At 65.0% G+C, this 20373-nt stretch carries 23 protein-coding genes; 10 read left to right on the forward strand and 13 right to left on the reverse strand.

All coding sequences use genetic code 11. The features are described 5' to 3' along the window. The first annotated feature begins 167 nt into the window (after window positions 1-167). A complete protein-coding gene (locus ACO06R_RS03335; RefSeq protein ID WP_421856015.1) occupies window positions 168-524 on the forward strand; it encodes a hypothetical protein in 357 nt (118 codons plus the stop codon). An 87-nt stretch (window positions 525-611) separates the two neighbouring features. On the opposite strand, the gene ACO06R_RS03340 is transcribed toward ACO06R_RS03335, so the two are convergent. Genes ACO06R_RS03340 through tsaD form a run of 4 tightly spaced genes read right to left on the reverse strand, consistent with a single transcriptional unit; the run spans window position 612 to window position 3817 of the window. Further along, window positions 612-1325: a class I SAM-dependent methyltransferase gene (locus ACO06R_RS03340; protein WP_421856017.1), complete on the reverse strand. Its 714-nt coding sequence runs from the start codon at window positions 1323-1325 to the stop codon at window positions 612-614. Next, window positions 1277-1708, reverse strand: a complete 432-nt coding sequence (locus ACO06R_RS03345) for an EVE domain-containing protein (protein ID WP_421856019.1) — start codon at window positions 1706-1708, stop codon at window positions 1277-1279. The genes ACO06R_RS03340 and ACO06R_RS03345 overlap by 49 nt, the downstream gene beginning before the upstream one ends. A gap of 49 nt (window positions 1709-1757) precedes the next feature. Beyond that, window positions 1758-2738: an NAD(P)H-dependent glycerol-3-phosphate dehydrogenase gene (locus ACO06R_RS03350; protein ID WP_421856021.1), complete on the reverse strand. Its 981-nt coding sequence runs from the start codon at window positions 2736-2738 to the stop codon at window positions 1758-1760. Beyond that, window positions 2735-3817: a tRNA (adenosine(37)-N6)-threonylcarbamoyltransferase complex transferase subunit TsaD gene (gene tsaD, locus ACO06R_RS03355; protein WP_421856023.1), complete on the reverse strand. Its 1083-nt coding sequence runs from the start codon at window positions 3815-3817 to the stop codon at window positions 2735-2737. Before tsaD ends, ACO06R_RS03350 begins: the two co-directional genes overlap by 4 nt. 105 nt (window positions 3818-3922) lie before the next feature. On the opposite strand from tsaD, the gene hemC reads away from it, so the two are divergent. From hemC to ACO06R_RS03385, 6 genes are all read left to right on the forward strand, one after another. Next, entirely contained in the window at window positions 3923-4867 is a 945-nt protein-coding gene (gene hemC / locus ACO06R_RS03360) for a hydroxymethylbilane synthase (RefSeq protein WP_421856025.1), read from the forward strand. Further along, window positions 4867-5601 (forward strand): uroporphyrinogen-III synthase, encoded by a 735-nt coding sequence (locus ACO06R_RS03365; protein ID WP_421856027.1) that lies wholly within the window; start codon window positions 4867-4869, stop codon window positions 5599-5601. Before hemC ends, ACO06R_RS03365 begins: the two co-directional genes overlap by 1 nt. Window positions 5602-5686: 85 nt before the next feature. Continuing rightward, entirely contained in the window at window positions 5687-7165 is a 1479-nt protein-coding gene (locus ACO06R_RS03370; protein ID WP_421856029.1) for a mitofilin family membrane protein, read from the forward strand. Window positions 7166-7174: 9 nt separating this feature from the next. After that, complete coding sequence (locus ACO06R_RS03375; protein WP_421856031.1) at window positions 7175-8959, forward strand: heme biosynthesis HemY N-terminal domain-containing protein; 1785 nt, start codon at window positions 7175-7177, stop codon at window positions 8957-8959. Window positions 8960-9010: 51 nt separating this feature from the next. Continuing rightward, window positions 9011-9493 carry a TerB family tellurite resistance protein gene (locus ACO06R_RS03380; RefSeq protein ID WP_421856033.1) on the forward strand — a complete coding sequence of 161 codons (483 nt, stop codon included), beginning with the start codon at window positions 9011-9013 and terminating at the stop codon, window positions 9491-9493. A gap of 8 nt (window positions 9494-9501) precedes the next feature. Next, window positions 9502-10209, forward strand: coding sequence for a glutamine amidotransferase (locus ACO06R_RS03385; protein WP_421856035.1), 708 nt, complete (start codon window positions 9502-9504; stop codon window positions 10207-10209). A 6-nt stretch (window positions 10210-10215) separates the two neighbouring features. Here ACO06R_RS03385 and ACO06R_RS03390 read toward each other — a convergent pair whose 3' ends face one another. Next, entirely contained in the window at window positions 10216-11460 is a 1245-nt protein-coding gene (locus ACO06R_RS03390; protein WP_421856036.1) for an MFS transporter, read from the reverse strand. Window positions 11461-11609: 149 nt separating this feature from the next. Here ACO06R_RS03390 and ACO06R_RS03395 point away from each other — a divergent pair, with 149 nt between their 5' ends. Beyond that, a complete protein-coding gene (locus ACO06R_RS03395) occupies window positions 11610-11903 on the forward strand; it encodes a YggT family protein (RefSeq protein ID WP_421856038.1) in 294 nt (97 codons plus the stop codon). A 26-nt stretch (window positions 11904-11929) separates the two neighbouring features. Next, entirely contained in the window at window positions 11930-12235 is a 306-nt protein-coding gene (locus ACO06R_RS03400) for a DUF167 family protein (RefSeq protein WP_421859187.1), read from the forward strand. 4 nt (window positions 12236-12239) lie between these two features. On the opposite strand, the gene ppa is transcribed toward ACO06R_RS03400, so the two are convergent. The 8 genes from ppa to ccmA form a co-directional block, all read right to left on the reverse strand. Next, window positions 12240-12776 carry an inorganic diphosphatase gene (gene ppa, locus ACO06R_RS03405; RefSeq protein ID WP_421856040.1) on the reverse strand — a complete coding sequence of 179 codons (537 nt, stop codon included), beginning with the start codon at window positions 12774-12776 and terminating at the stop codon, window positions 12240-12242. A 111-nt stretch (window positions 12777-12887) separates the two neighbouring features. Next, the gene (locus ACO06R_RS03410; protein ID WP_421856042.1) at window positions 12888-13394 is read right to left on the reverse strand and encodes a GNAT family N-acetyltransferase; all 507 of its coding nucleotides are present in this window, start codon (window positions 13392-13394) and stop codon (window positions 12888-12890) included. A gap of 99 nt (window positions 13395-13493) precedes the next feature. Then, window positions 13494-14030 carry an NUDIX domain-containing protein gene (locus ACO06R_RS03415; RefSeq protein ID WP_421856044.1) on the reverse strand — a complete coding sequence of 179 codons (537 nt, stop codon included), beginning with the start codon at window positions 14028-14030 and terminating at the stop codon, window positions 13494-13496. A gap of 31 nt (window positions 14031-14061) precedes the next feature. Beyond that, window positions 14062-14667 carry a DsbE family thiol:disulfide interchange protein gene (locus tag ACO06R_RS03420; RefSeq protein ID WP_421856046.1) on the reverse strand — a complete coding sequence of 202 codons (606 nt, stop codon included), beginning with the start codon at window positions 14665-14667 and terminating at the stop codon, window positions 14062-14064. An 11-nt stretch (window positions 14668-14678) separates the two neighbouring features. Continuing rightward, window positions 14679-14831: a heme exporter protein CcmD gene (ccmD, locus tag ACO06R_RS03425; RefSeq protein WP_421856048.1), complete on the reverse strand. Its 153-nt coding sequence runs from the start codon at window positions 14829-14831 to the stop codon at window positions 14679-14681. A 3-nt stretch (window positions 14832-14834) separates the two neighbouring features. Next, the gene (locus ACO06R_RS03430; RefSeq protein WP_421856050.1) at window positions 14835-15620 is read right to left on the reverse strand and encodes a heme ABC transporter permease; all 786 of its coding nucleotides are present in this window, start codon (window positions 15618-15620) and stop codon (window positions 14835-14837) included. A 45-nt stretch (window positions 15621-15665) separates the two neighbouring features. Further along, window positions 15666-16331, reverse strand: coding sequence for a heme exporter protein CcmB (ccmB, locus tag ACO06R_RS03435; protein ID WP_421856052.1), 666 nt, complete (start codon window positions 16329-16331; stop codon window positions 15666-15668). Next, window positions 16328-16942 carry a heme ABC exporter ATP-binding protein CcmA gene (gene ccmA / locus ACO06R_RS03440; RefSeq protein WP_421856054.1) on the reverse strand — a complete coding sequence of 205 codons (615 nt, stop codon included), beginning with the start codon at window positions 16940-16942 and terminating at the stop codon, window positions 16328-16330. The genes ccmB and ccmA overlap by 4 nt, the downstream gene beginning before the upstream one ends. Window positions 16943-17237: 295 nt before the next feature. On the opposite strand from ccmA, the gene acnA reads away from it, so the two are divergent. After that, a complete protein-coding gene (gene acnA / locus ACO06R_RS03445; protein WP_421856056.1) occupies window positions 17238-19928 on the forward strand; it encodes an aconitate hydratase AcnA in 2691 nt (896 codons plus the stop codon). The last annotated feature ends 445 nt before the right edge of the window (window positions 19929-20373 follow it).

Here is a 20373-nt window from a genome sequence, read left to right on the forward strand (position 1 = left end):
CACACGCAGGTGCGTTTGATCTCAGCATCCTCTAGCGCGCGGGTGATCTATGCAGAAAAAGTGACTATTCCCACACGATTACGTACATTTACAATATGATTATAAATAATTCTATGATATTTGTAATTTGTACCCCAAGTATCGAATTCAAATGATGGAGAGATAAATTGAAGAAGACTTTGTTTTGGACATTATGCGTTTTGTTAGCATCGATAACAGCGTCTCAAGCAAAAGAGCCTGTCGCATTTGTTGTCCAATCACCTCGAGATGCTAATGATGCGGCGAAAGAGTTGTGTACAGCGGCCGGATATAAGAAATGGGCGACGAAGCGCTTTGCCGGTGGCAGTGAAGTAGCTGTGATCTGTACAGCGCCTCAGGCAAAAGAGCCTGTCGCATTTGTTGTCCAGTCACCTCGAGATGCTAATGATGCGGCGAAAGAGTTGTGTACAGCGGCCGAATATAAGAAATGGGCGACGAAGCGCTTTGCCGGTGACAGTGAAGTAGCTGTGATCTGTTTTGACTGAATTTAGTTTAGAATGGGTCTGCCCGGCTGTGCGTCACTCGATATCGGCTTCATTGTCGTGAACTCTGAAGACGGCGAGTCTAGAAATTCAAGCGAAGCGCCACACGCGGGTGCGTTTGACCTCGGCATCCTCGAGCGCGCGCGTGACCGGAACCCGATATTCGGCAAGCAGGATCAGCCGTTCGCGCGGCAGATAGCTGCGCCCGGGATCGCCGACCAGCACAGTCTTTCCGGCGCTCGCCAGCGCGCCGAACCAGGGGGTGATGCGGTCGGCCATTTCCCGGTCGAAGAAGACGTCGCCGGCCAGCACGACATCGGCTGCAACCGATCCACCGGTCAGATCGCGGCATTCATAGTCGATGTCGACGCGGTTCAACGCCGCGTTGAGCGCCACCGCCGGACCGCAGAACGGGTCGATGTCGCAGGCGGTCGCCGACGCCGCGCCAGCCCATGCGGCGGCAATCGCCACCAGCCCCGAACCGGTCGCGAAATCGAGCACATGGCGCCCGCGCACCGTCTCGGGATCATCGAGGATGTAGCGCGCCAACCCCTGCCCGCCGGCCCATGCGAAGGCCCAGAACGGCGGCGGCAGGCCGATCGCCTCCAGCTCGTCCTCGGTGCGATGCCACAGTTCATGTGCCTCGTCGGCGAGATGCAGGCGAACTTCCGGCACATGCGGCGGCGCTGCGATGGCGGTGTTTTCGCGAATGAACGCGGTCGGATCGCGGTCGGGCATGGCCGGCGGGGCCGCGATCACATCGGCGGGTTGTCGAGCCCGCCCATGCGGCAGACCTCCAGCCATTCGGCCTCGGTGACCGGCTGCACGGAAAGCCTCATCGAGGTGACGAGTGACATCTCGGCCAGTTTCGGATTGGCCTTCACGTCCTTCAGGGTGACCGGATTGGGCATGTCGCACACGGCCTTGATGTCGACGCACTCCCAGCGCTCGTCGTCGGTTGTCGTGTCGGGATGGATATCGGAACAGACCTCGACAATGCCGACAACCTCAAGCCCCTCATTGGAGTGGTAGAAGAAGCCCTTGTCGCCGATCTGCATCGCCCGCATGTTGTTGCGCGCCTGGTAGTTGCGGATGCCGTCCCACTGTTCGCCGGCTTCGCCCTTCGCCTTCTGCTGCTCCCAGGACCATTTGAACGGTTCCGATTTGAACAACCAGTAATTCGCCATGCGTGTCGTCCCCTGTTTGGTTTGTGTGCTAACGCAGCCGTGGCGAGGGTCAAGTCTCGGCTTTCAGCGGGCGTGCCATCAGGCCGCCGATTGTCTCGTCGATGCCGGTGCGCCCGGCGAGAATGGCGTCGACCGCCTCGATGATCGGTGCTTCGACCCCAGCCTCGTGCGCCAGCCGCGCCGCCATGGACGCGGTATGGACCCCCTCGGCGAGCGGCAGGTCCTTCAGCGAATTGCCGCGTCCAAGCGCTGCGCCATAGGCGAAATTGCGCGATTTCTCCGAACCGCAGGTGAGGATCAGGTCGCCAAGGCCGGACAGGCCGGAGAGCGTTTCCGGCTGACCGCCAAGCGCCGCTGCCACGCGCCGCAACTCGGCAAAGCCGCGTGTCGTCATGGCGGCCAGCGCGCTGGCGCCGAGCGCCCGACCGTGCACGATCCCGGCGGCAATCGCCAGCACGTTCTTCAGCGCGCCGCCGAGTTCGACACCGGCCACATCGTCGCTCGCGTAGCAGCGCAGCGTCGGGCCCGACAGCGCGGCGGCGAGCGCATGCGCGGTCTCCAGCTGGCCGGCGGCGACCGTCACCGCTGTCGGCAGGCCGGCGGCGACATCGGCAGCGAAGCTCGGTCCCGACAGCACAGCGGCGCGATCGCGCCCGAAAGTATCCGCGATGATGGCGGTCATCGATTGTCCCGTCTCGCGGTCGATACCCTTGGCGCAGGACATGAACAGCGATGCCCGCGCTGCGGTTTCAGCGCAGTCGGCGACGACGGTCGCCAGCGTCTGTGCCGGCACGGCCAGCAACACGATCACCGCGCCGTCGAGCGCTTCGCCGAGATCGGCGGTCGCCGAAAAGCCGTCCGGCAGGGCGATATTGCCGAGATAGCGGCTGTTGCGGCGCGTTTCGTTGATCTCGGCGACTGTCTCTGCGTCGCGTCCCCACAGCACGCAGTCACCGCCGCCACGTGTCGCGGCGGCGGCCAGCGCGGTGCCCCAGGCCCCTGCCCCGATGACGGCGATGCGCCCGCTCACGCCTTGGCTCCCCGGCGGCCCGCGCCGATCAGCGCTTCCGCATCGCTGTCGAGCGGCCAGCGCGAGCGCGGCGCGATGTCCATGTCGTGACGGGTGCGGGCCTCGAAGTGTTCCAGCCCTGCCCAGGCGATCATCGCCGCGTTGTCCGAACACAGGCTGAGCGGCGGCGCATGCAGCCGGAAGCCGTTGTCCCGGCAGAGCTCGTCCAATGTCGCCCGGATCGCCCGGTTAGCGGCGACACCGCCGGCGACGACGAGGTCGGCTGGCCCTTCGGTGATCTCGGCGCGGTATCTTCGCATCGCGCCGGCCACGCGGTCGGCCAGCGTCTCGGTGACAGCTGCTTGAAACGACGCACAGATATCGGCGATATCGGTGCCGGTGAGCGGCGCGAGCTGCGTCGCCTGCCGGCGCACGGCGGTCTTCAGGCCGGAAAACGAGAAGTCCAGCCGTTCTTCGCCTTTCATCGGGCGCGGAAAGGCGAATCGCGCCGGATCGCCCGCTTCGGCTTCGGCCTCGACCGCCGGTCCGCCAGGATAGGGCAGGGCCAGCAGCTTGGCCGTCTTGTCGAATGCCTCGCCCAGCGCGTCGTCGATGGTCGTGCCCCAGCGACTGTAGCTGCCGAGGCCTTCCACAAGCAGGATCTGGCTGTGCCCGCCGGATACCAGCAGCAGCAGATAGGGAAAACCGATGCCGTCGGTCAGGCGCGGTGTCAGCGCGTGACCTTCGAGATGGTTGACGGTGATCAGCGGGATACCGCGCGCGGCTGCGATCGCCTTGGCGGTCATCACGCCCACCAGCAGCCCGCCGATCAGGCCCGGACCGGCGGTCACCGCGATGGCGTCGACATCGTCGAGCGAAGTCTCCGCCTCGCGCAATGCGCGGTCGATGATCGCATCGAGGCCCTCGACATGGGCGCGGGCGGCGATCTCGGGCACCACGCCGCCAAACGCCGCATGATCGTCGATCTGGCTGTAGACCGTGTTCGACAGGATCTCGCCGGGGCCCGCCTGTCCGCTCCGGCGCACGACAGCCGCCGCGGTCTCGTCGCAGCTCGTTTCTATGCCGAGCACGGTGGTCATCGAATCGGGTCCGTCATCTGCATATCGCTTGCCGTCCTGGCGGCATGTTGCCCGCCGGTGCAATTGCGGCTACGTCTCGCGCCCGGGTAACACGGAACATAAGGCTTGCAAACTAGAATGGCATCGCAGGAAAAGATCCGGATCGGCACGCGGGGCAGCCCGCTCGCCCTGGCGCAAGCGCACGAAGTGCGCAACAGGCTTGCAGCGGCGCACGGGATTTCGGCCGAGACGATCGAGGTCGTCGTTATTTCCACAGCTGGCGACCGGATCCAGGACCGCCCGCTCGCCGAGGTCGGCGGCAAGGGTCTGTTTACTCAGGAACTGGAGGAACAGTTGAGCGACGGTCGTATCGACCTCGCCGTGCATTCCTCAAAGGACATGCCGACGCTGCTGCCGGACGGGCTTGCGATCACCGCGTTTCTGGAACGGGAAGACCCGCGCGATGCGTTCCTTTGCCCGACGGCGGGTTCGCTGGCCGAACTGCCGGCGGGCGCTGTGATCGGATCGTCCTCGCTACGCCGCCAGGCGCTGATCCGCCGGCTCCGGCCGGATATCGAAGTGGTCGGGTTTCGCGGCAATGTCCAGACGCGGCTGCGCAAGCTGGCCGACGGTGTGGCCGACGCGACGCTGCTTGCCAATGCCGGGCTTCGCCGTCTCGGCATGGCCGACGTGATCACCGATCTGATGGACGTTACCGACTTTCCGCCGGCGCCGGGACAGGGTGCGATCTGCATCGAGGGCAGGGCGGGCGACGAACGGACCGATGCGCTGGTCGCGCCGCTCAACCATGTGCCGACCGCAACGGCGCTCGCCTGCGAGCGGGCGTTCCTGGCGACGCTCGACGGGTCGTGCCGCACGCCGATTGCCGGCCATGCGACGATCCGCGACGGGGCGCTTGAATTTCACGGCATGATCCTGACACCCGACGGGCGGCAGGCGCATGAGCTCTCCGTTTCCGGCACGGTCGAGACAGCCGTCGAGACCGGGCGCGGAGCCGGCGAACAGTTGCGCGCGACAGCCGGCGACGGCTTCTTCGCTTCCTGGGCGTGATGGCCGGCGGCCGCAAATCCGTCATTGTGGTCACGCGGCCCCAGCCCGGGGCGGACAAGACGGCGCGCCACCTTGCCGCCCGCGGATTTGCCCCGGTGGTTTGTCCGCTCACGCAAATTGTTCCGATTGATCTGCCGGTCGGCGGCTGGCCGCAGACCGCTTTCGATGGCATGGCCATGACCAGCGCCAACGCGGCGCGCCACGCGCCGGAGGCGCTTGTCGCATCGATGCGGGACAAGCCGCTATTTGCCGTCGGTGAAGCGACCGCGATGGCGGCACGCGAACGCGGCTTCATGGAAGTGCACTCGGCCGATGGCGACGTCGATGACCTCGCTGCGCTGATCGGCGATCGCAGCGCCGCCGGTGCGCGACTGCTGTATTTGTGCGGCCGCACCCGTACTGGCGACCTTGAGGGCAAGCTCGGCGGTTCCGGCATGATCGTTACAGTTCACGAAGTCTATGAAACCAAAATAGTCAGTCAAATAACTGATTCAATCTGCGACATTCTTGCCCCGGTTTCTCCATCCGCAATGGTATTCCATTCCGCTGAGTCGGCGCGCGCACTGTCGGAATTGGCTTCGTCGCAAGATATTCATGTCTCTGAAAACACTATATTTTTCGCTATCTCAAAGCGTGTTGCCGACACGCTGATGCAGCATTTCGCCAACCGAATCGTCGTAGCTGCCAATCCGACGGAAGCGGAATTGCTCGCCGCGATCGAAAGGGAACTCTAACCGACCGATCACAGAAGCCATCACGCTCCCTTTTACTGGTCGGCATTTGTGCTAGGACGCCTGAAGTTGTCAGCGGGAGGCCTTCATGGCGCAGAATCCGAAGTCCCGGCGCAGACCGTCCAGCCGGAAACCTGTGACCCTCGATTTGAAAGCCGAACCGGCAAAACCGGAAGCGACGGCCGACAAACCCGATGCGGAACCGGTGGCGTTTGGCCGATCGGGGGAACAGCCGAAACCCAAACCGGAGTCCAAGGCTGAATCCAAACCGGAAACCAAGACGAAGGCCGCTCCGAAGTCTGCGCCGCCAGCTGGCGACGCAAAGCCGGAGGCCGCTGACGCCAAACCGTCGCCGGAGAGGGCCGCCGACAGCGGTCCCGCGACAGCGGCCCCGTCGCCAGCGCGCGGGCCCGGTTTCGGTACGCTCGCAGCCAGCGGCGTCTTCGGTGGTGTAGTGGCGGTGCTCATTGCCGGCGGCCTGCAATGGGTGGGCGTGCTGCCGCCGCTGCAGACGGGAACCTCGGCGCAATCCGACGCATTGCAGACGCGCATCGATGCCTTGGAAAGCCGCGTTGCCGCCCTGCCGGAGACCGGCGGGGACGCTTCCGCAACCGAGGGCCTTGCCGGGCGCATGAACGCAATCGATGCCGCTGTCGCCGAAGCCAGCCGTTCGGTCGCCGCATTGCAGTCTTCGAGAGAAGCCGTCGATCAGCGGCTTGCCAGCATCGACGCCGTGCTTGCGGCAGGCGGCGGCGAAGGGGGTGGCGATCCGGCTGCGCTCGGCGACCTGACGCAGCGCCTTGCCGCGCTGGAAGAGGCCGCAGGCGCCGCCGATCCAACGGCAGCCGTTGCCGAGATTTCAACATCCCTCGACGCGCTGGCATCGGCGGGCGAAGGCCGGGACGAGGCGCTTGCCGCAGTGTCCGGCAAACTGGATGAAACAACCGCAGCGATGAGCGGGATTCGCGACGAGGCGATGGCGGCCGCCGCCGCGCTCGATGAGCGCTTGGCGCGTGTCGAAGCCGATATCGACGCCGGAGCGGGCAGCCGCGTTGCCGGCGCGATCGCCGCCTCCGCTCTCAAGTCGGCATCCGACCGGGGTCTGCCCTTCATGAGCGAACTGGAGTCCTATGCCAGTGTCGCCGGCCAAAGCGAAGCCGTGGACGCGCTGCGCGACTACGCCGCTTCAGGCGTGCCGACGCTGGCGCAACTGGTCGACCGGTTCCCGCCCGTTGCCAACCGCATCGTCGCCTCGGCGAGCGGTGTCGGCGAGGACGCCGGCATTGGCGAACGGCTGATGGCAAGCGCCCGCTCGCTGGTCCAGGTGCGGCCGGTCGGCGAGGTGCCGGGCGACGAACCCGGCGCGATCGCGGCCCGCATCGAGGTCGCTCTGCAACGCAGCGATCTTGCGCGGGCGATTGCCGAATGGGAGAGCCTGCCTGATGCGGCCAGAACCGTATCGGAGGGCTTTGCCACCGATCTGAAGGCGCGGCAGCGCCTCGACAGCCTGATTTCGGACGTTTTGAGCGGCGCCATGGACAGTGCGCCGGCCGGCGACAACGGGTAGGGACCTACCATGCTGCGTATTCTTGTTTTCATCATTGTTGTCACCGGCTTCGGCTTTGGTTTCGCTTATGTCGCCGACACACCGGGAACAATCGTCGTCACGGTTTCCGGCAACGAGATCACCGTCACGCTCATGGTCGCGGCGGTGGCGCTGGTGGCGTCCATCGTTGCTGTCATGGTGACGTGGTGGCTGGTGCGGGTCATCTGGACCTCGCCGTTTCGGGTCCAGCGCTTCTTTCGCGCCCGCCGGCGCGACCGCGGTTACCAGTCACTGTCGACGGGCATCATCGCCGCCGGTGCGGGCGACAGCCAGACGGCGCAGCGCATGCTCAAGCAGGCGACCGGCCTGCTCAATGTGACGTCCGAGCCGATGATCCAGCTTCTCGACGCCCAGGCAAGCCTTGCCGAAGGCGATCATCCGAAGGCGCGCGAGAAGTTCGAGGCGATGCTGGAAGACCCGGAACTGCGAATCCTCGGCATGCGCGGCCTATACATGGAGGCCAACCGGCTCGGCGACCGCGAAGCGGCACGCCACTATGCCGAGAAGGCCGCAGAACTGGCGCCGCAACTGGCCTGGGCCGGCAACGCCGCGCTTGAACTGAAGACGGCAGCCGGCGATTGGGATGGCGCAGTGCGCCTGCTCGAAAGCCAGAAGAATGCGCGCCAGCTCAGCCGCGACGAAGCCAAGCGCAAGCGTGCCGTGCTGCTCACCGCAATGGCACGCGACCTGCTGGAGAAGGATCCGGCCAAGGCCCGCACGTCGGCAGGCGAGGCGCACCGGCTGGCGCCCGACTTCGTGCCGGCGGCGACCGTCGCCGCACAGGCCGCGTTTCGGCTGAACGACATGCGCCGGGGCGTCAATGCGCTGGAGGCGACATGGCGTCATTCGCCGCATCCCGATATCGCGATCGCCTATATCAACGCCCGGCCCGGCGATTCGGCGCATGACCGCTACAAACGGGCGCGGCGGCTGGAACGGCTGAAGCCGAACAATATCGAATCGAGCATGATCGTCGCGCAGGCGGCGATGGAGGCCGGCGAATATGCCGATGCGCGCAAGGCGGTGGCGAGCGTTTTGCGCAACGAGCCGCGCGAGGGCGCGTTCATGCTGATGGCCGATATCGAAGATGCTGAAACCGGCGATCAGGGCAAGGTGCGCGAATGGCTGGCGCGCGCGGTGCGTGCGCCGCGCGATCCGGCCTGGACGGCCGACGGCTATGTCTCGGAGATCTGGCTGCCGGTATCGCCGATCAGCGGCCGCCTGGATGTCTTCGAGTGGAAGGTGCCGGTCGAACGGCTCGGCCCGGTGCTGGAAAACGATCTCGACCCGATGGTACCCGGCATTCCGGCTCAGCAGCCGCCGGCGGTCGTCGATACGCCGGTCGAGGAAGGCGAGACGGTCATCGACGGCTCGACCGCCGAAGCGCCGGCGGAGCCGGAAGAGGTAATAGCCTCCGCCGAGACCGCCGAAACCGAAACGCCGAAGGTGATCGACCTGGAGCCCGAACCAGCCGAAGCCGAAAAGGCCACGACCGAGAAGCCTTTGCCCGAGGCCGTGCAGGAACCCGAGCCCGCAGCCGAATCTGAGCCTGAGCCGGAGACTACGGCGCAGGAAGAAGCCGGCGAAAGCCCGGCTTCCGAACCGCCGCCAGAGGCAGCGGAGACACCGCCCGCCAAGGCCGGCAATGGCGCGACGGAGCCGGAAGAACAGGCGTTTCCGCCGGTTCCCGACGATCCCGGCGTCGATCCCAACGAGGCGCCGGAACCGTCCAGCGGGCGATTCCGTCTTTTCTGATCGGTTTCGGCCCTATATCTCTGGATCGGACAGAGATCGGAAAGGGCCGGAATGCTCGAACGGATAACCGCCATCTTCCAGTCGATCGGCCGCGAGCGGGCGGCCGAAGGCGAGCCGGCCTTCGCGCCGGACGATCCGCGGCTGGCTGCGGCCGCGTTGATGCATCATGTCATCGAGGCCGACGGGATACTGCACGATGTCGAGCGGCAGCGCTTCGCCGAGATCCTGCAGGAGACCTACGGGCTCGATGACAAACGGCTCGGCGAACTGGTCGAGGCGGCGCGCGACGCCGACAGCGAAGCGGTCGATCTCTACCAGTTCACCAGCGTCCTGATGCGCTCGACCTCCGCCGACGAACGGCGCGATCTCATCGAGGCGCTCTGGGAGATGGTGTTTGCCGACGGCGAAATTCACGAGCTGGAAGACAATATCGTCTGGCGCATCTCGGAACTGCTGGGCGTCGACGGGCGCGACCGCATCCTGATGCGCAACGCGGTGATGGCGCGGCTTTCGGCGGAAACCGGCGGCGAATAGCGCGCCTCATGAGACAAGCCGCCGACCAGCGCCCCGTTCTCGTCGTCCTGCATCAGGAGCGGTCTTCGCCCGGACGGGTCGGGCAGGTGTTGCAGGCGCGCGGATTCGACCTCGACATTCGTACGCCGCCGCTCGGCGACGACTTGCCCGAAACGCTCGACGACCATGCCGGCGCGGTGGTGTTCGGCGGGCCGATGAGCGCCAATGACGATCACGACTATATCCGCCGCGAGACCGACTGGCTGGCCGTGCCGCTTGCCGAGAACCGGCCGTTTCTCGGTATCTGTCTCGGCGCGCAGATGCTGGCCAACCATCTCGGCGGTTCGGTTGAGGGTCGCGCCGACGGGCTTGTCGAGATCGGCTGGTACCCGCTGGCCGCCACCGAGGCCGGCGCGCAATTGATGGACTGGCCGCCGATGATCTACCAGTTCCACCGCGAGGGCTTCACCTTGCCGGATGGCGCGGTGCGGCTGGCGGGCTCGCCGACCTACGAAAACCAGGCGTTCCGCTATGGCGACAAGGCCTGGGCCATCCAGTTTCACGCCGAACTCACCCAGGTGATGATGCATCGCTGGACCGTGCGCGCCGCGCATCGTTTCGTGCTGCCGGGCGCGCAGGGCGCGCGCGACCACCTTGAAGGCCGGCTGCTTTACGACCGTCCGGTCTTTTCCTGGTTGAACGCCTTCATCGACCGGATTTTCCTCGAAGACGCATAGCGCCGGTCAGCCGGCGCGGTGCAGGTAGCGCGCATCGCGCAGTTTCGGAAACGCCACGGCCCAGATGCCGGCGACCGCAATGGCGCCGACGCCGCCGAACACCACCGCCGGCACCACGCCGATCCAGGCCGCCATGAAGCCGGCGCGAAACTCGCCCAACTCGTTCGATGCGCCGAGGAACACCATGTTGACCGCGTTGACGCGACCGCGCACCTCGTCCGGTGTCCACAATTGCAGCAGCGTCTCGCGGATATAGACGCTGACCATGTCGGCGGCGCCGACCAGCGCCAGTGCGACGATCGACAGCCATGTGATCGTCGACAGGCCGAAGACCACCGTCAACGCGCCGAACAGGGCGACGAATACAAGCAGGATGCGGCCGGCATGATCGCTGATCGGTGAGGCGGCCAGAAACGCCGCCATGGTAATCGCGCCGATGCCCGGAGCCGCGCGCAGCAGGCCGAGGCCCCACGGGCCGAGATGCAGGATATCGCGTGCATAGACGGGCAACAACGCCACTGCGCCGCCCAAGAGCACGGCAAACAGGTCAAGCGAGATCGCGCCCAGCACCACCTTCTCGCCGCGGATGAAGCGCAGCCCGTCGAACAGCGAGGAAAACGTCACCTTGCGCACCGCGTCGCGTATCTTCGGCTTGGGGATGCGGCTGGCAAGCGCGAAGGCGGCCAGCATCAACACAAGCGCGGTCGCGTAAGCCGTCGTCGCGCCGAGGCCATAGAGCAGGCCGCCCGCGACCGGTCCGCAGATCGAGGCGACCTGCCACGAAGATGAGTTCCAGGCCACCGCATTGGCGAAGTCGGCGCGCGGCACCAGATTGACCACCAGCGACTGCGAGGCTGGGCCGAAGAACGCGCGGCCGACCGCCAACCCGGCCAGCGCCACGAAGATCGGCAGCGGCGTGGCGATCTCGATGACGGCGAACCACAGGATAGCCGCGATGCAGATCGCTTCCAGCGCGATCGACGCACGCATGACCAGGCGGCGGCCATAGCGGTCGGCCACCGCGCCGGTCACCAGCACCAGCAACAAGAGCGGCAGGAACTGGACCAGCCCGATAATGCCGAGATCGAGCGGGTCGCGGGTGATATCGTAGACCTGCCAGGCGACCGCGACCGCGACGATCTGTGCGGCGAGCGTCGCGGCAAAGCGCGCCAGCCAGTAATTGATGAAGGCTGGGTGCGCAAAGGCGGCGAAGCGCGCGCCACTGACGCTGTCGGAATGTTCGGATGTCATCGGCGATATCCTTGTCGATATCTTCGGCGCGGCTCACGGGCTGAGCGCGGACCCGGCGGTTTACCACGTTCACGGCGCGATGCATGCACAACTTGCAGGCGGGCGGCCAAACACCTAAGTGATCGGCAGAACCGCAAGGGAGATTCGGCGTGGGCCTGACGATAATTCAAACGCTGTTGTTCGTGATCGGCATCTATAAGTGGATCGTCATCGCGATGGTCATCTTTTCGTGGCTCTATTCGTTCAACGTCGTGAACAATTCCAACCGCTTCGTGGCGATGGTCGGTGAGTTCCTCTACAAGGCGACGGAGCCGTTCCTGCGGCCGATCCGGCGCTTCATGCCGGATCTGGGCGGTCTCGATATCTCGCCGATCGTGCTGTTCGTGATTATCTTCTTTATCGAACGCTTCATCATCAATGTCCTGGCGCCGGCGGTCACCTGACCGGAAACGCTCCAGGGCCGGAGTTCCTGCGTGCCGGGCCGGGTTGGAGCGATCTCTGCGCGCGCGTCACGCCGAACGCGTCGCGCGACGCCATTGAGGGTGTGGAAACCCGCGATGATGGCCAGGCACGGCTGAAGATACGGGTCACCGCGCAGCCGGAAAAGGACAGGGCCAACAAGGCGGTGATCGCTTTGCTGGCAAAAAGGCTCGGCGTGCCGAAATCGGCCATCGCCGTTGTTGCCGGCAAGACGGCGCGCGACAAGACGATCCGGATTGAGGGCGACAGCGAGACCGGAGAGCGCATCAGGGCGCTCGCTGGCGAAGCGGCGTAGCGCTCTAGTCCCTGGACGTTTTGGCGCGTTCGACAGCCTCGAGGATCAGCTCCTTGGCGACGTCGACACTCTGCCAGCCGCCGATCTTCACCCATTTGCCGGGTTCCAAATCCTTGTAGTGCTCGAAAAAGTGCTCGATCTGCTTGAGCGTGATGTCCGGCATGTCGGAATAGTCCTTCACGCTGTCATAGCGCTTGGTCAGGGCATGTGTCGGCACCGCGATGATCTTCTCGTCCTGCCCGGAATTGTCTTCCATCAGCATCACGCCGATGGGCCGTACATTGATCACACAGCCCGGCACCAGAGGGCGGGTGTTGCAGACCAGCACGTCGATCGGGTCGCCGTCGTCGGACAGCGTGTGCGGCACGAAGCCGTAATTCCCGGGATAGGTCATCGGCGTGTAGAGGAAACGGTCGACCACCAGCACGCCGGCATCCTTGTCCATCTCGTATTTGATCGGCTGGCCGCCGACCGGCACCTCGATGATCACATTGATGTCGTCGGGCGGGGTGTTGCCGATGGCGATGGCTTCGATACGCATCCGGTTGGTCCTGAATGTCGGTTCATTGGGGTTTGGCGGCAGATAGCCGGAATTCCGGCAGGTGGCAACCGGTCAGGGGTTGCAGCGGGTTGGTCGGAACGCTGCCCGAAATCAGTTCCAGACGTAGGCGACCTTGCGCAGCCGGCGGCCTTCGAAGGTTTCGAAACCCTGGGCGATATCGTGGCCGCCGAGGCCGGTATAGAACTGCGCGGCGATCGTATTGTCTTCCAGCGCCCAGATCACCAGGCCCTTGCAGCCATGGTCCCGGAGGCTGTTCTTGGCGGCACGAAACAGCCGCGTCCCGACACCGATGCCCTGATACTCCGGGCGGATGTAAAGCTCGTAGATCTCGCCTTCCTGCGACAGCGCATGCGCGCGGTTCAGCCCGTAGGTACAGTAGCCGGCGATCGAGCCGCCGAGATCGACGACCATGACGGAGGTGTTGCGCCGGATGGCGCGGCGCCACCATTCGCCGTGGCGGCGCGCGATCATGCGGCGCAGGCTGGCATGCGGTATGATGCCGGCATAGGCGTTTTGCCAAGCCGCGGCATGCACTTCGGCGATCTGAAAGGCGTCGTTTTCGTCCGCCGGCCTTATATCGACAATGAGCGAGTTCATGACGCGCAGACCATGCGACAGAGGTCTGCTGCGGGCAAGTGAGATATTAACTGAAAATAAACTTTTTGGCCGCCCGGGCGCAGTTCTGTGGACGGTGTTTCATTTTTGCACGCCTTCACCTTGCGGATTCCCAAAGGGAAGACCGGTCGCGCCGGAGCGGCGCTCCGCCTCGTGGCCCAACATCCAGTGGACCGTCGGAAAGGCAAGCTCGTTCCACGGGATGTCATGCCACTTGAACAGCGCCGTCTCGAGGCTCTCGATTCCCGGCTCGTGTGCGCCGTCGACGAGGTCGCCGTGAAAGATTAGTTGGACCTGGCTCAGATGCCTGACGGAGTAGACTGCCAAAAGGCCGCCGATCTGCAGTTCGGCGCTGGCTTCCTCGAACGCCTCGCGCCTGGCGCCTTCCTCCGGTGTCTCCTGCAGTTCCAGATAGCCGGCCGGCACGGTCCAGAACCCCTTGCGCGGTTCGATGGCGCGCCGGCACAGCAGGAACCGGTCTTCGTGGGTGACGACCGTGCCGACCACGATCTTCGGATTTTCATAGGCGATAAAGCCGCAGCGCGCACAGATGTCGCGTTCATGGGTGTCGCCATCGGGCTGGCGGCGCTCGAAGCGTTTTTCCAGTTCTTCGGACATCGGGCGAGACTACGCCTGACGGCGCGCTCTGTCAGCCGTCGGTTTTCTGGCCGGTCAGGCGCGGGATGATCTCGTTGTCGACGACATCGCGCGTCAGCGGCCCGACATGCTTGTAGGCAATGGTGCCGTCGGCTGCGACGACGAAGGATTCCGGCACGCCATAGACACCCCACTCAATCGCCGAGCGGCCCGACAGGTCGGCGCCGGCGCGGGTGTAGGGATTGCCCAGTTCGTTGAGAAAACCGACCGCGTTGCCGGTCTTGTCCTTGTAGTTCAGGCCGGCGATATCGAGGTCGCCGCGTCCGGCGAGTTCCATCAGCAGGTGATGCTCTTCGCGGCACGGTCCGCACCACGAGGCCCAGACATTGACGAGCACCGGCTTGCCGCCGAATTCCGCAGGCACGAAGGCCGGCATGGCGTTGCCGTCGGCGGTCGTCAGCCCGGGAATGGCCGGCAGCGGCGTGTCGGGTGCGGGTTTGCCGATCAGCGCGGACGGTACCACAGAGGTGTCGCGACCCGGTTGCATCATCATGAAGGCGAACAGCGCGGCCAGCGCCATGAAGGCGACCACGGGGATGAAAACCGCGGGATTGGTCTTGCGGGCGGCGGGCGCTTGCCCGGTTTCGGTCTCGCTCATGGAACTGTCCGTTACTTCGCCGAGCGGCGGCGCACGCCGTTTTGTTCGAGCTGGCGCATCTCGCGCAGGCGGGCGCTGCGATCGAGCCACAGCCACAGGCCGAGGCCGCCAAGCACGGCAGCCGTCAGGCCATAGCTGATGAGGACGAAATGCAGATGGGTCATGGATTACTCCGCGAGAACCGGCGTCGTGGCGGCGCGCTGCTCACTGGCCCCGGCACGGCGCATGGCGGTGATGCGGCGGCGCCAGACTTCGGTGCGCATGGCAACCAGATGCAGGAAAAAAAACAGCAGGGTGAAGCCGACAGCCATCACCAGCAGCGGCCACAGCAGGCTGGGATGGATCGTCGGTCCGTCGAGGCGGACCACCGAAGCCGGCTGATGCAGCGTGTTCCACCAGTCGACCGAAAACTTGATGATCGGGATGTTGACCGTGCCGATCAGCACCAGGATCGCGACCGGGCGCGCGGCGCGCACCGGATCGTCCATCGCGCGCTGCAGGGCGATGACGCCGAGATACATCAAAAACAGCACGAAGACCGAGGTCAGGCGGGCGTCCCACACCCACCAGGTGCCCCACATCGGCTTGCCCCAAAGCGAGCCGGTGGCGAGCGCCAGGAACGTGAAGGCGGCGCCGATGGGCGCGGCCGACTTGATCGACACGTCGGCGAGCGGATGGCGCCAGATCAGCGTGCCGAGCGAGGAGACGGCCATGACCATGTAGCCCATCATCGCCAGCCAGGCCGACGGCACATGCACATACATGATGCGCACCGTGATGCCCTGCTGGTAATCCTGCGGCGCGGCGAATGCCAGATAGAGACCGATCGCCAGAAGCAACGCAGCGGCACCCCCGAGCCAGGGCAGGATCTTGCCGGAATAGGACAGGAACCGCGTCGGGTTGGCGAGCGCGGTCAGGCTGAAACGGGGCATCTGCACGGTCGTATCACTCATGGCGCATACTTAGTGCCAAGCGCGTCCGGCGGCAATTGACTCGGATCAATCGGAAGACGCTTTCAGCGCTCCGCCGGCCGCCAAAGGCCCCAAAACCGCGAAAAACAGCGTCAGCGCGCACATCAGCAGGAACGGCTGCGTGAACGGCGCCGGGTCCTGGACAGCGCCATAGGCGGCCATGACACCGAAAATCAGCACCGGAATGACGAAGGGCAGGATCATCACCGAGACCAGCAAGCCGCCGCGCGGCAGGGCGACGGCGATGGCCGCGCCGGTCGCGCCGATGAAGGTGATCGCGGGCGTGCCGGCGAGCAGCGTCAGGCTGGTCGCGGCGATCGCCGTCGGCTCCATGTTCATCAGCACACCGAGCGCCGGCGAGACGACGACCAGCGGCAGGCTGGTGGTCAGCCAGTGGGCGATGCATTTGGCGAACACGGTGACCGCCAGCGGATGCTCGCCGTGCTGCATGATCAGAAGGTCGAGCGAACCGTCCTCGCGGTCGGCCTGGAACATGCGGTCGAGGCCGAGCAGCGAAGCGAGCAGGGCGCCGATCCACAGGATCGCCGGGCCGATGCGCGCCAGCAGGTTGAGATCGGGGCCGATGCCGAACGGCACCACCGCGATCACCGCCAGGAAAAACAGGATGCCGACCAGCATGCCGCCGCCGGCGCGCACACCGATGCGAATGTCGCGGGCGATCAGCGCCATCATGCCGCAAGCGCTCCGCCGAAGGTAAGGCTCTTCATGCCGGCGACCTTGATGGGCAGATGCGTTGCCGCAACGACGATGCCGCCGCCGACCAACTGGTCGCGAATCAGCGTGGCGAACTGCTTTTCCGACGCCGCGTCGAGGCCGGAGGTCGGCTCGTCGAGCAGCCAGACCGGGCGGTGATTCAGCAACAGCTTGGCGATCGAGACGCGCCGGCGCTGACCGGTCGATAGATAGGAGAATGGCAGGTCGAGCGTGTGTTCCAGGCCGACCAGCTCCATCGCGTCGTTGAGCGAAGCCGACGGCTCGCCGTGAAAGGCCTGCCAGAAGCCGAGATTTTCGCGCACCGTCAGCGCCGGCTTCATGGCGTTGATCGGGCCGAGCAGATGCGAGGCGGCGGCGACCTTGGTCTTGCTGCCGTCGGCGTTTTCCATATAGGCCTTGCCGGCGGACGGGTGCAGCAACCCGGCGATGGCGCGGATCAGCGTCGACTTGCCGGCGCCGTTCGGGCCGGTGACGAGCAAGCCCTCGCCGGCGGCCAGCGTGAAGCTGACCTGTTCGAACACCGGTCCGGCGCCCCGGTCGGCGGCAAGGTCGCGAACGACCAGTTTCATGACTTACCCCTCATTGGCCGGCCATGTGGCATGGATGGCGGGGCGTGGCAACCGCCTTTTCTTTTCGCCTTTCGACGGTCTGGAAAGGTTCTAAAAACTGCTCTATAGGGAGCGCATCGCACCAGCGGCCGGTGCGTGAACATCTTTGAGCCGACCGAAATGTCGGACCTCTTTTCGTGGTCTGGCAGGGGCGGACAGCGGAAATGGCCGCACCCGCATCTTCTTGAGCGCTCGTTCGAAGTGCATGCGGAAGAGTTCGTCCCTAGCAGGCACCCGAACTCGAAAGGTGAAACCCGTGTCAAAGATCGACAGCTTCAAATGCCGCAAGACGCTTACCGTCGGTGGCAAGGACTATGTCTATTACAGCCTCGCCGAGGCCGAAAAGAACGGCCTTGAGGGCATCTCCCGGCTGCCCTACTCGATGAAGGTTCTGCTTGAGAACCTCTTGCGCAACGAGGACGACCGCTCGGTCACCAAGGCCGACATCGTCGCCGTGGCCAACTGGCTGAACGACAAGGGTTCGGCCGGCTACGAGATCGCCTACCGCCCGGCGCGCGTGCTTATGCAGGACTTCACCGGCGTGCCCGCCGTCGTCGATCTCGCGGCGATGCGCGACGCGATGGTGTCGCTCGGCGGCGATCCGGAGAAGATCAACCCGCTGGTGCCGGTCGATCTCGTCATCGACCACTCGGTCATCGTCGACGAATTCGGCAACCCGAATGCGTTCGCCCGCAATGTCGAGCTGGAGTACCAGCGCAACGGCGAGCGCTACCGTTTCCTGAAATGGGGCCAGCAGGCGTTCCGCAACTTCCGCGTCGTGCCGCCCGGCACCGGCATCTGCCACCAGGTCAATCTGGAATATCTCGGCCAGACCGTGTGGACCAAGGATGCCGACGGCGAGACCGTCGCCTATCCCGACACCTGTGTCGGCACCGATTCGCACACCACGATGATCAACGGCCTTGGCGTGCTCGGCTGGGGTGTCGGCGGCATCGAGGCGGAAGCCGCCATGCTCGGCCAGCCGATCTCCATGCTGCTGCCGGAAGTGATCGGCTTCAAGCTGACCGGCAAGCTGAAGGAAGGCGTGACCGCCACCGACCTGGTGCTGACCGTCGTGCAGATGCTGCGCCAGAAGGGCGTGGTCGGCAAGTTCGTCGAATTCTTCGGCGACGGGCTCGATCACCTGACGCTGGCCGATGCGGCGACCATCGGCAATATGGGTCCGGAATATGGCGCGACCTGCGGCTTCTTCCCGATCGATTCCGAAACGCTGAACTATCTCAACATGACCGGCCGCGAATCTGACCGCATCGCGCTGGTCGAGGCCTACGCCAGGGAGCAGGGCATGTTCCGCGAGACCGGCAGCGCCGAACCGGTGTTCACAGACACGCTGGAACTCGATCTCGGCGACGTGGTGCCGTCGATGGCCGGGCCGAAACGGCCGGAAGGCCGGCAGGCGCTGGAGACCGTCGGCGCGAAGTTCCGCGAGGCGTTCGAGGCCGAGTACAAGAAGAACCCGGCCGAACTCGGCAAGCGCTTCGCTGTCGAGGGCGAGGATTTCGATCTCGGCCATGGCGATGTGGCGATCGCCGCCATCACGTCGTGCACCAACACGTCGAACCCGTCGGTGCTGATCGGCGCGGGCTTGCTTGCGCGCAATGCCAACAAGCTCGGCCTGAAGCAGAAGCCCTGGGTCAAGACCTCGCTTGCACCCGGCTCGCAGGTCGTCGCCGAATATCTGGAAAACTCCGGCCTGCAAAAGGAGCTTGATCAAATAGGCTTCAACCTCGTCGGCTTCGGCTGCACCACCTGCATCGGCAATTCCGGCCCGTTGCCGGCGCCGATCTCCAGGACGATCAACGACAAGGGCCTGATCGCCGGCGGCGTGCTGTCGGGCAACCGCAACTTCGAGGGCCGCATCTCGCCCGACGTGCAGGCCAACTACCTCGCCTCGCCGCCGCTGGTCGTCGCCTATGCGCTGGCCGGCACGGTCGATATCGACCTGACCAGCGAGCCGATCGGCCAGGACAAGGATGGCAATGACGTGTTCCTTAAGGACATCTGGCCCTCCAACCAGGAGATCCAGGAGTTCATCGCCAACTACGTCACCCGCGAGATCTTCGCGGCCAAATATGCCGATGTCTTCAAGGGCGACGAGAACTGGCAGGCGGTGCAGGCCCCGGCCGGCCAGACCTATGCCTGGGACGACGGTTCGACCTATGTGCAGAACCCGCCCTATTTCGCGGGCATGGGCAAGTCGGCCGGCCAGGTCGGCGACATTGTCGGCGCGCGGGTGCTCGGCCTGTTCGGCGACAAGATCACCACCGACCACATCTCGCCGGCCGGGTCCATCAAGGCCCAGTCGCCGGCGGGCGCCTATCTGATGGACAATGGCGTCGGTGTGGCCGACTTCAACCAGTACGGCACCAGGCGCGGCAATCACGAGGTGATGATGCGCGGCACCTTCGCCAATATCCGCATCCGCAACCACATGCTGGGCGAAAACGGGCGCGAGGGCGGCTACACGATCCACTATCCCACCAAGGAAGAGCTGCCGATCTATGACGCGGCGATGCGCTACCGCGCGGAAGGCGTGCCGCTGGTCGTGTTTGCCGGCGGCGAATATGGCAATGGCTCGTCGCGCGACTGGGCGGCCAAGGGCACCAACCTGCTCGGCGTCAAGGCGGTGATCGCGCAGTCGTTCGAGCGCATCCACCGTTCCAACCTGGTCGGCATGGGCATCGTGCCCTTCGTGCTGGAAGACGGCACGACCTGGCAGTCGCTGGGCCTGAAGGGCGACGAGACGGTGACCATCGAGGGGCTGGCCGGCGTCAAGCCGCGCGACACGGTGATCGCCAAGGTCACCTATGCGGATGGTGAGACGAAGGACGTGCCGCTGATCTGCCGCATCGATACCGCCGACGAACTGGACTATGTCCATAATGGCGGCATCCTGCACTACGTGCTGCGCGACCTGGCGGCGTAAGGAGCGGGGCATTTAGTGGAATAAACGAACCCGCCGGGCTGCAAGGTCCGGCGGGCATCTTGCTCAGACGATGACGCGAGCCAGCCTTCTCCCCGTTCGGATCGATGGATCAATTGCCGATATCGGCAATTAGCCGCTTGGCAAGATGAACGTCGTCATCCTAGGGTCAAGCCCTAGGATGACGAACTCCATTTAGCTTGGTCGCTAGTCGCCAAGTTCAGCGCAAGGGGGAGATCGCCACCGCACTTTTCTCACCAATAAAACTATTCCACCGCGCCCAAACCTCCCCTATCCTGGTTCCCGCCTCCTCACGGAAGTCTGTCGTGCGCACCGGCTGATGGAGAGAGGGACGGTGCTTGTCGGGCGATGCAGAGGTGTATCGCTGGGTGATGAATCCCCAAGTCAGGGCGGCATGAAGCGGCGCGCGCAGTCTTGTTTTCCCGGA

This window comes from Oricola sp., assembly GCF_965230365.1.
In the GTDB taxonomy this organism is placed as follows: domain Bacteria; phylum Pseudomonadota; class Alphaproteobacteria; order Rhizobiales; family Rhizobiaceae; genus Oricola.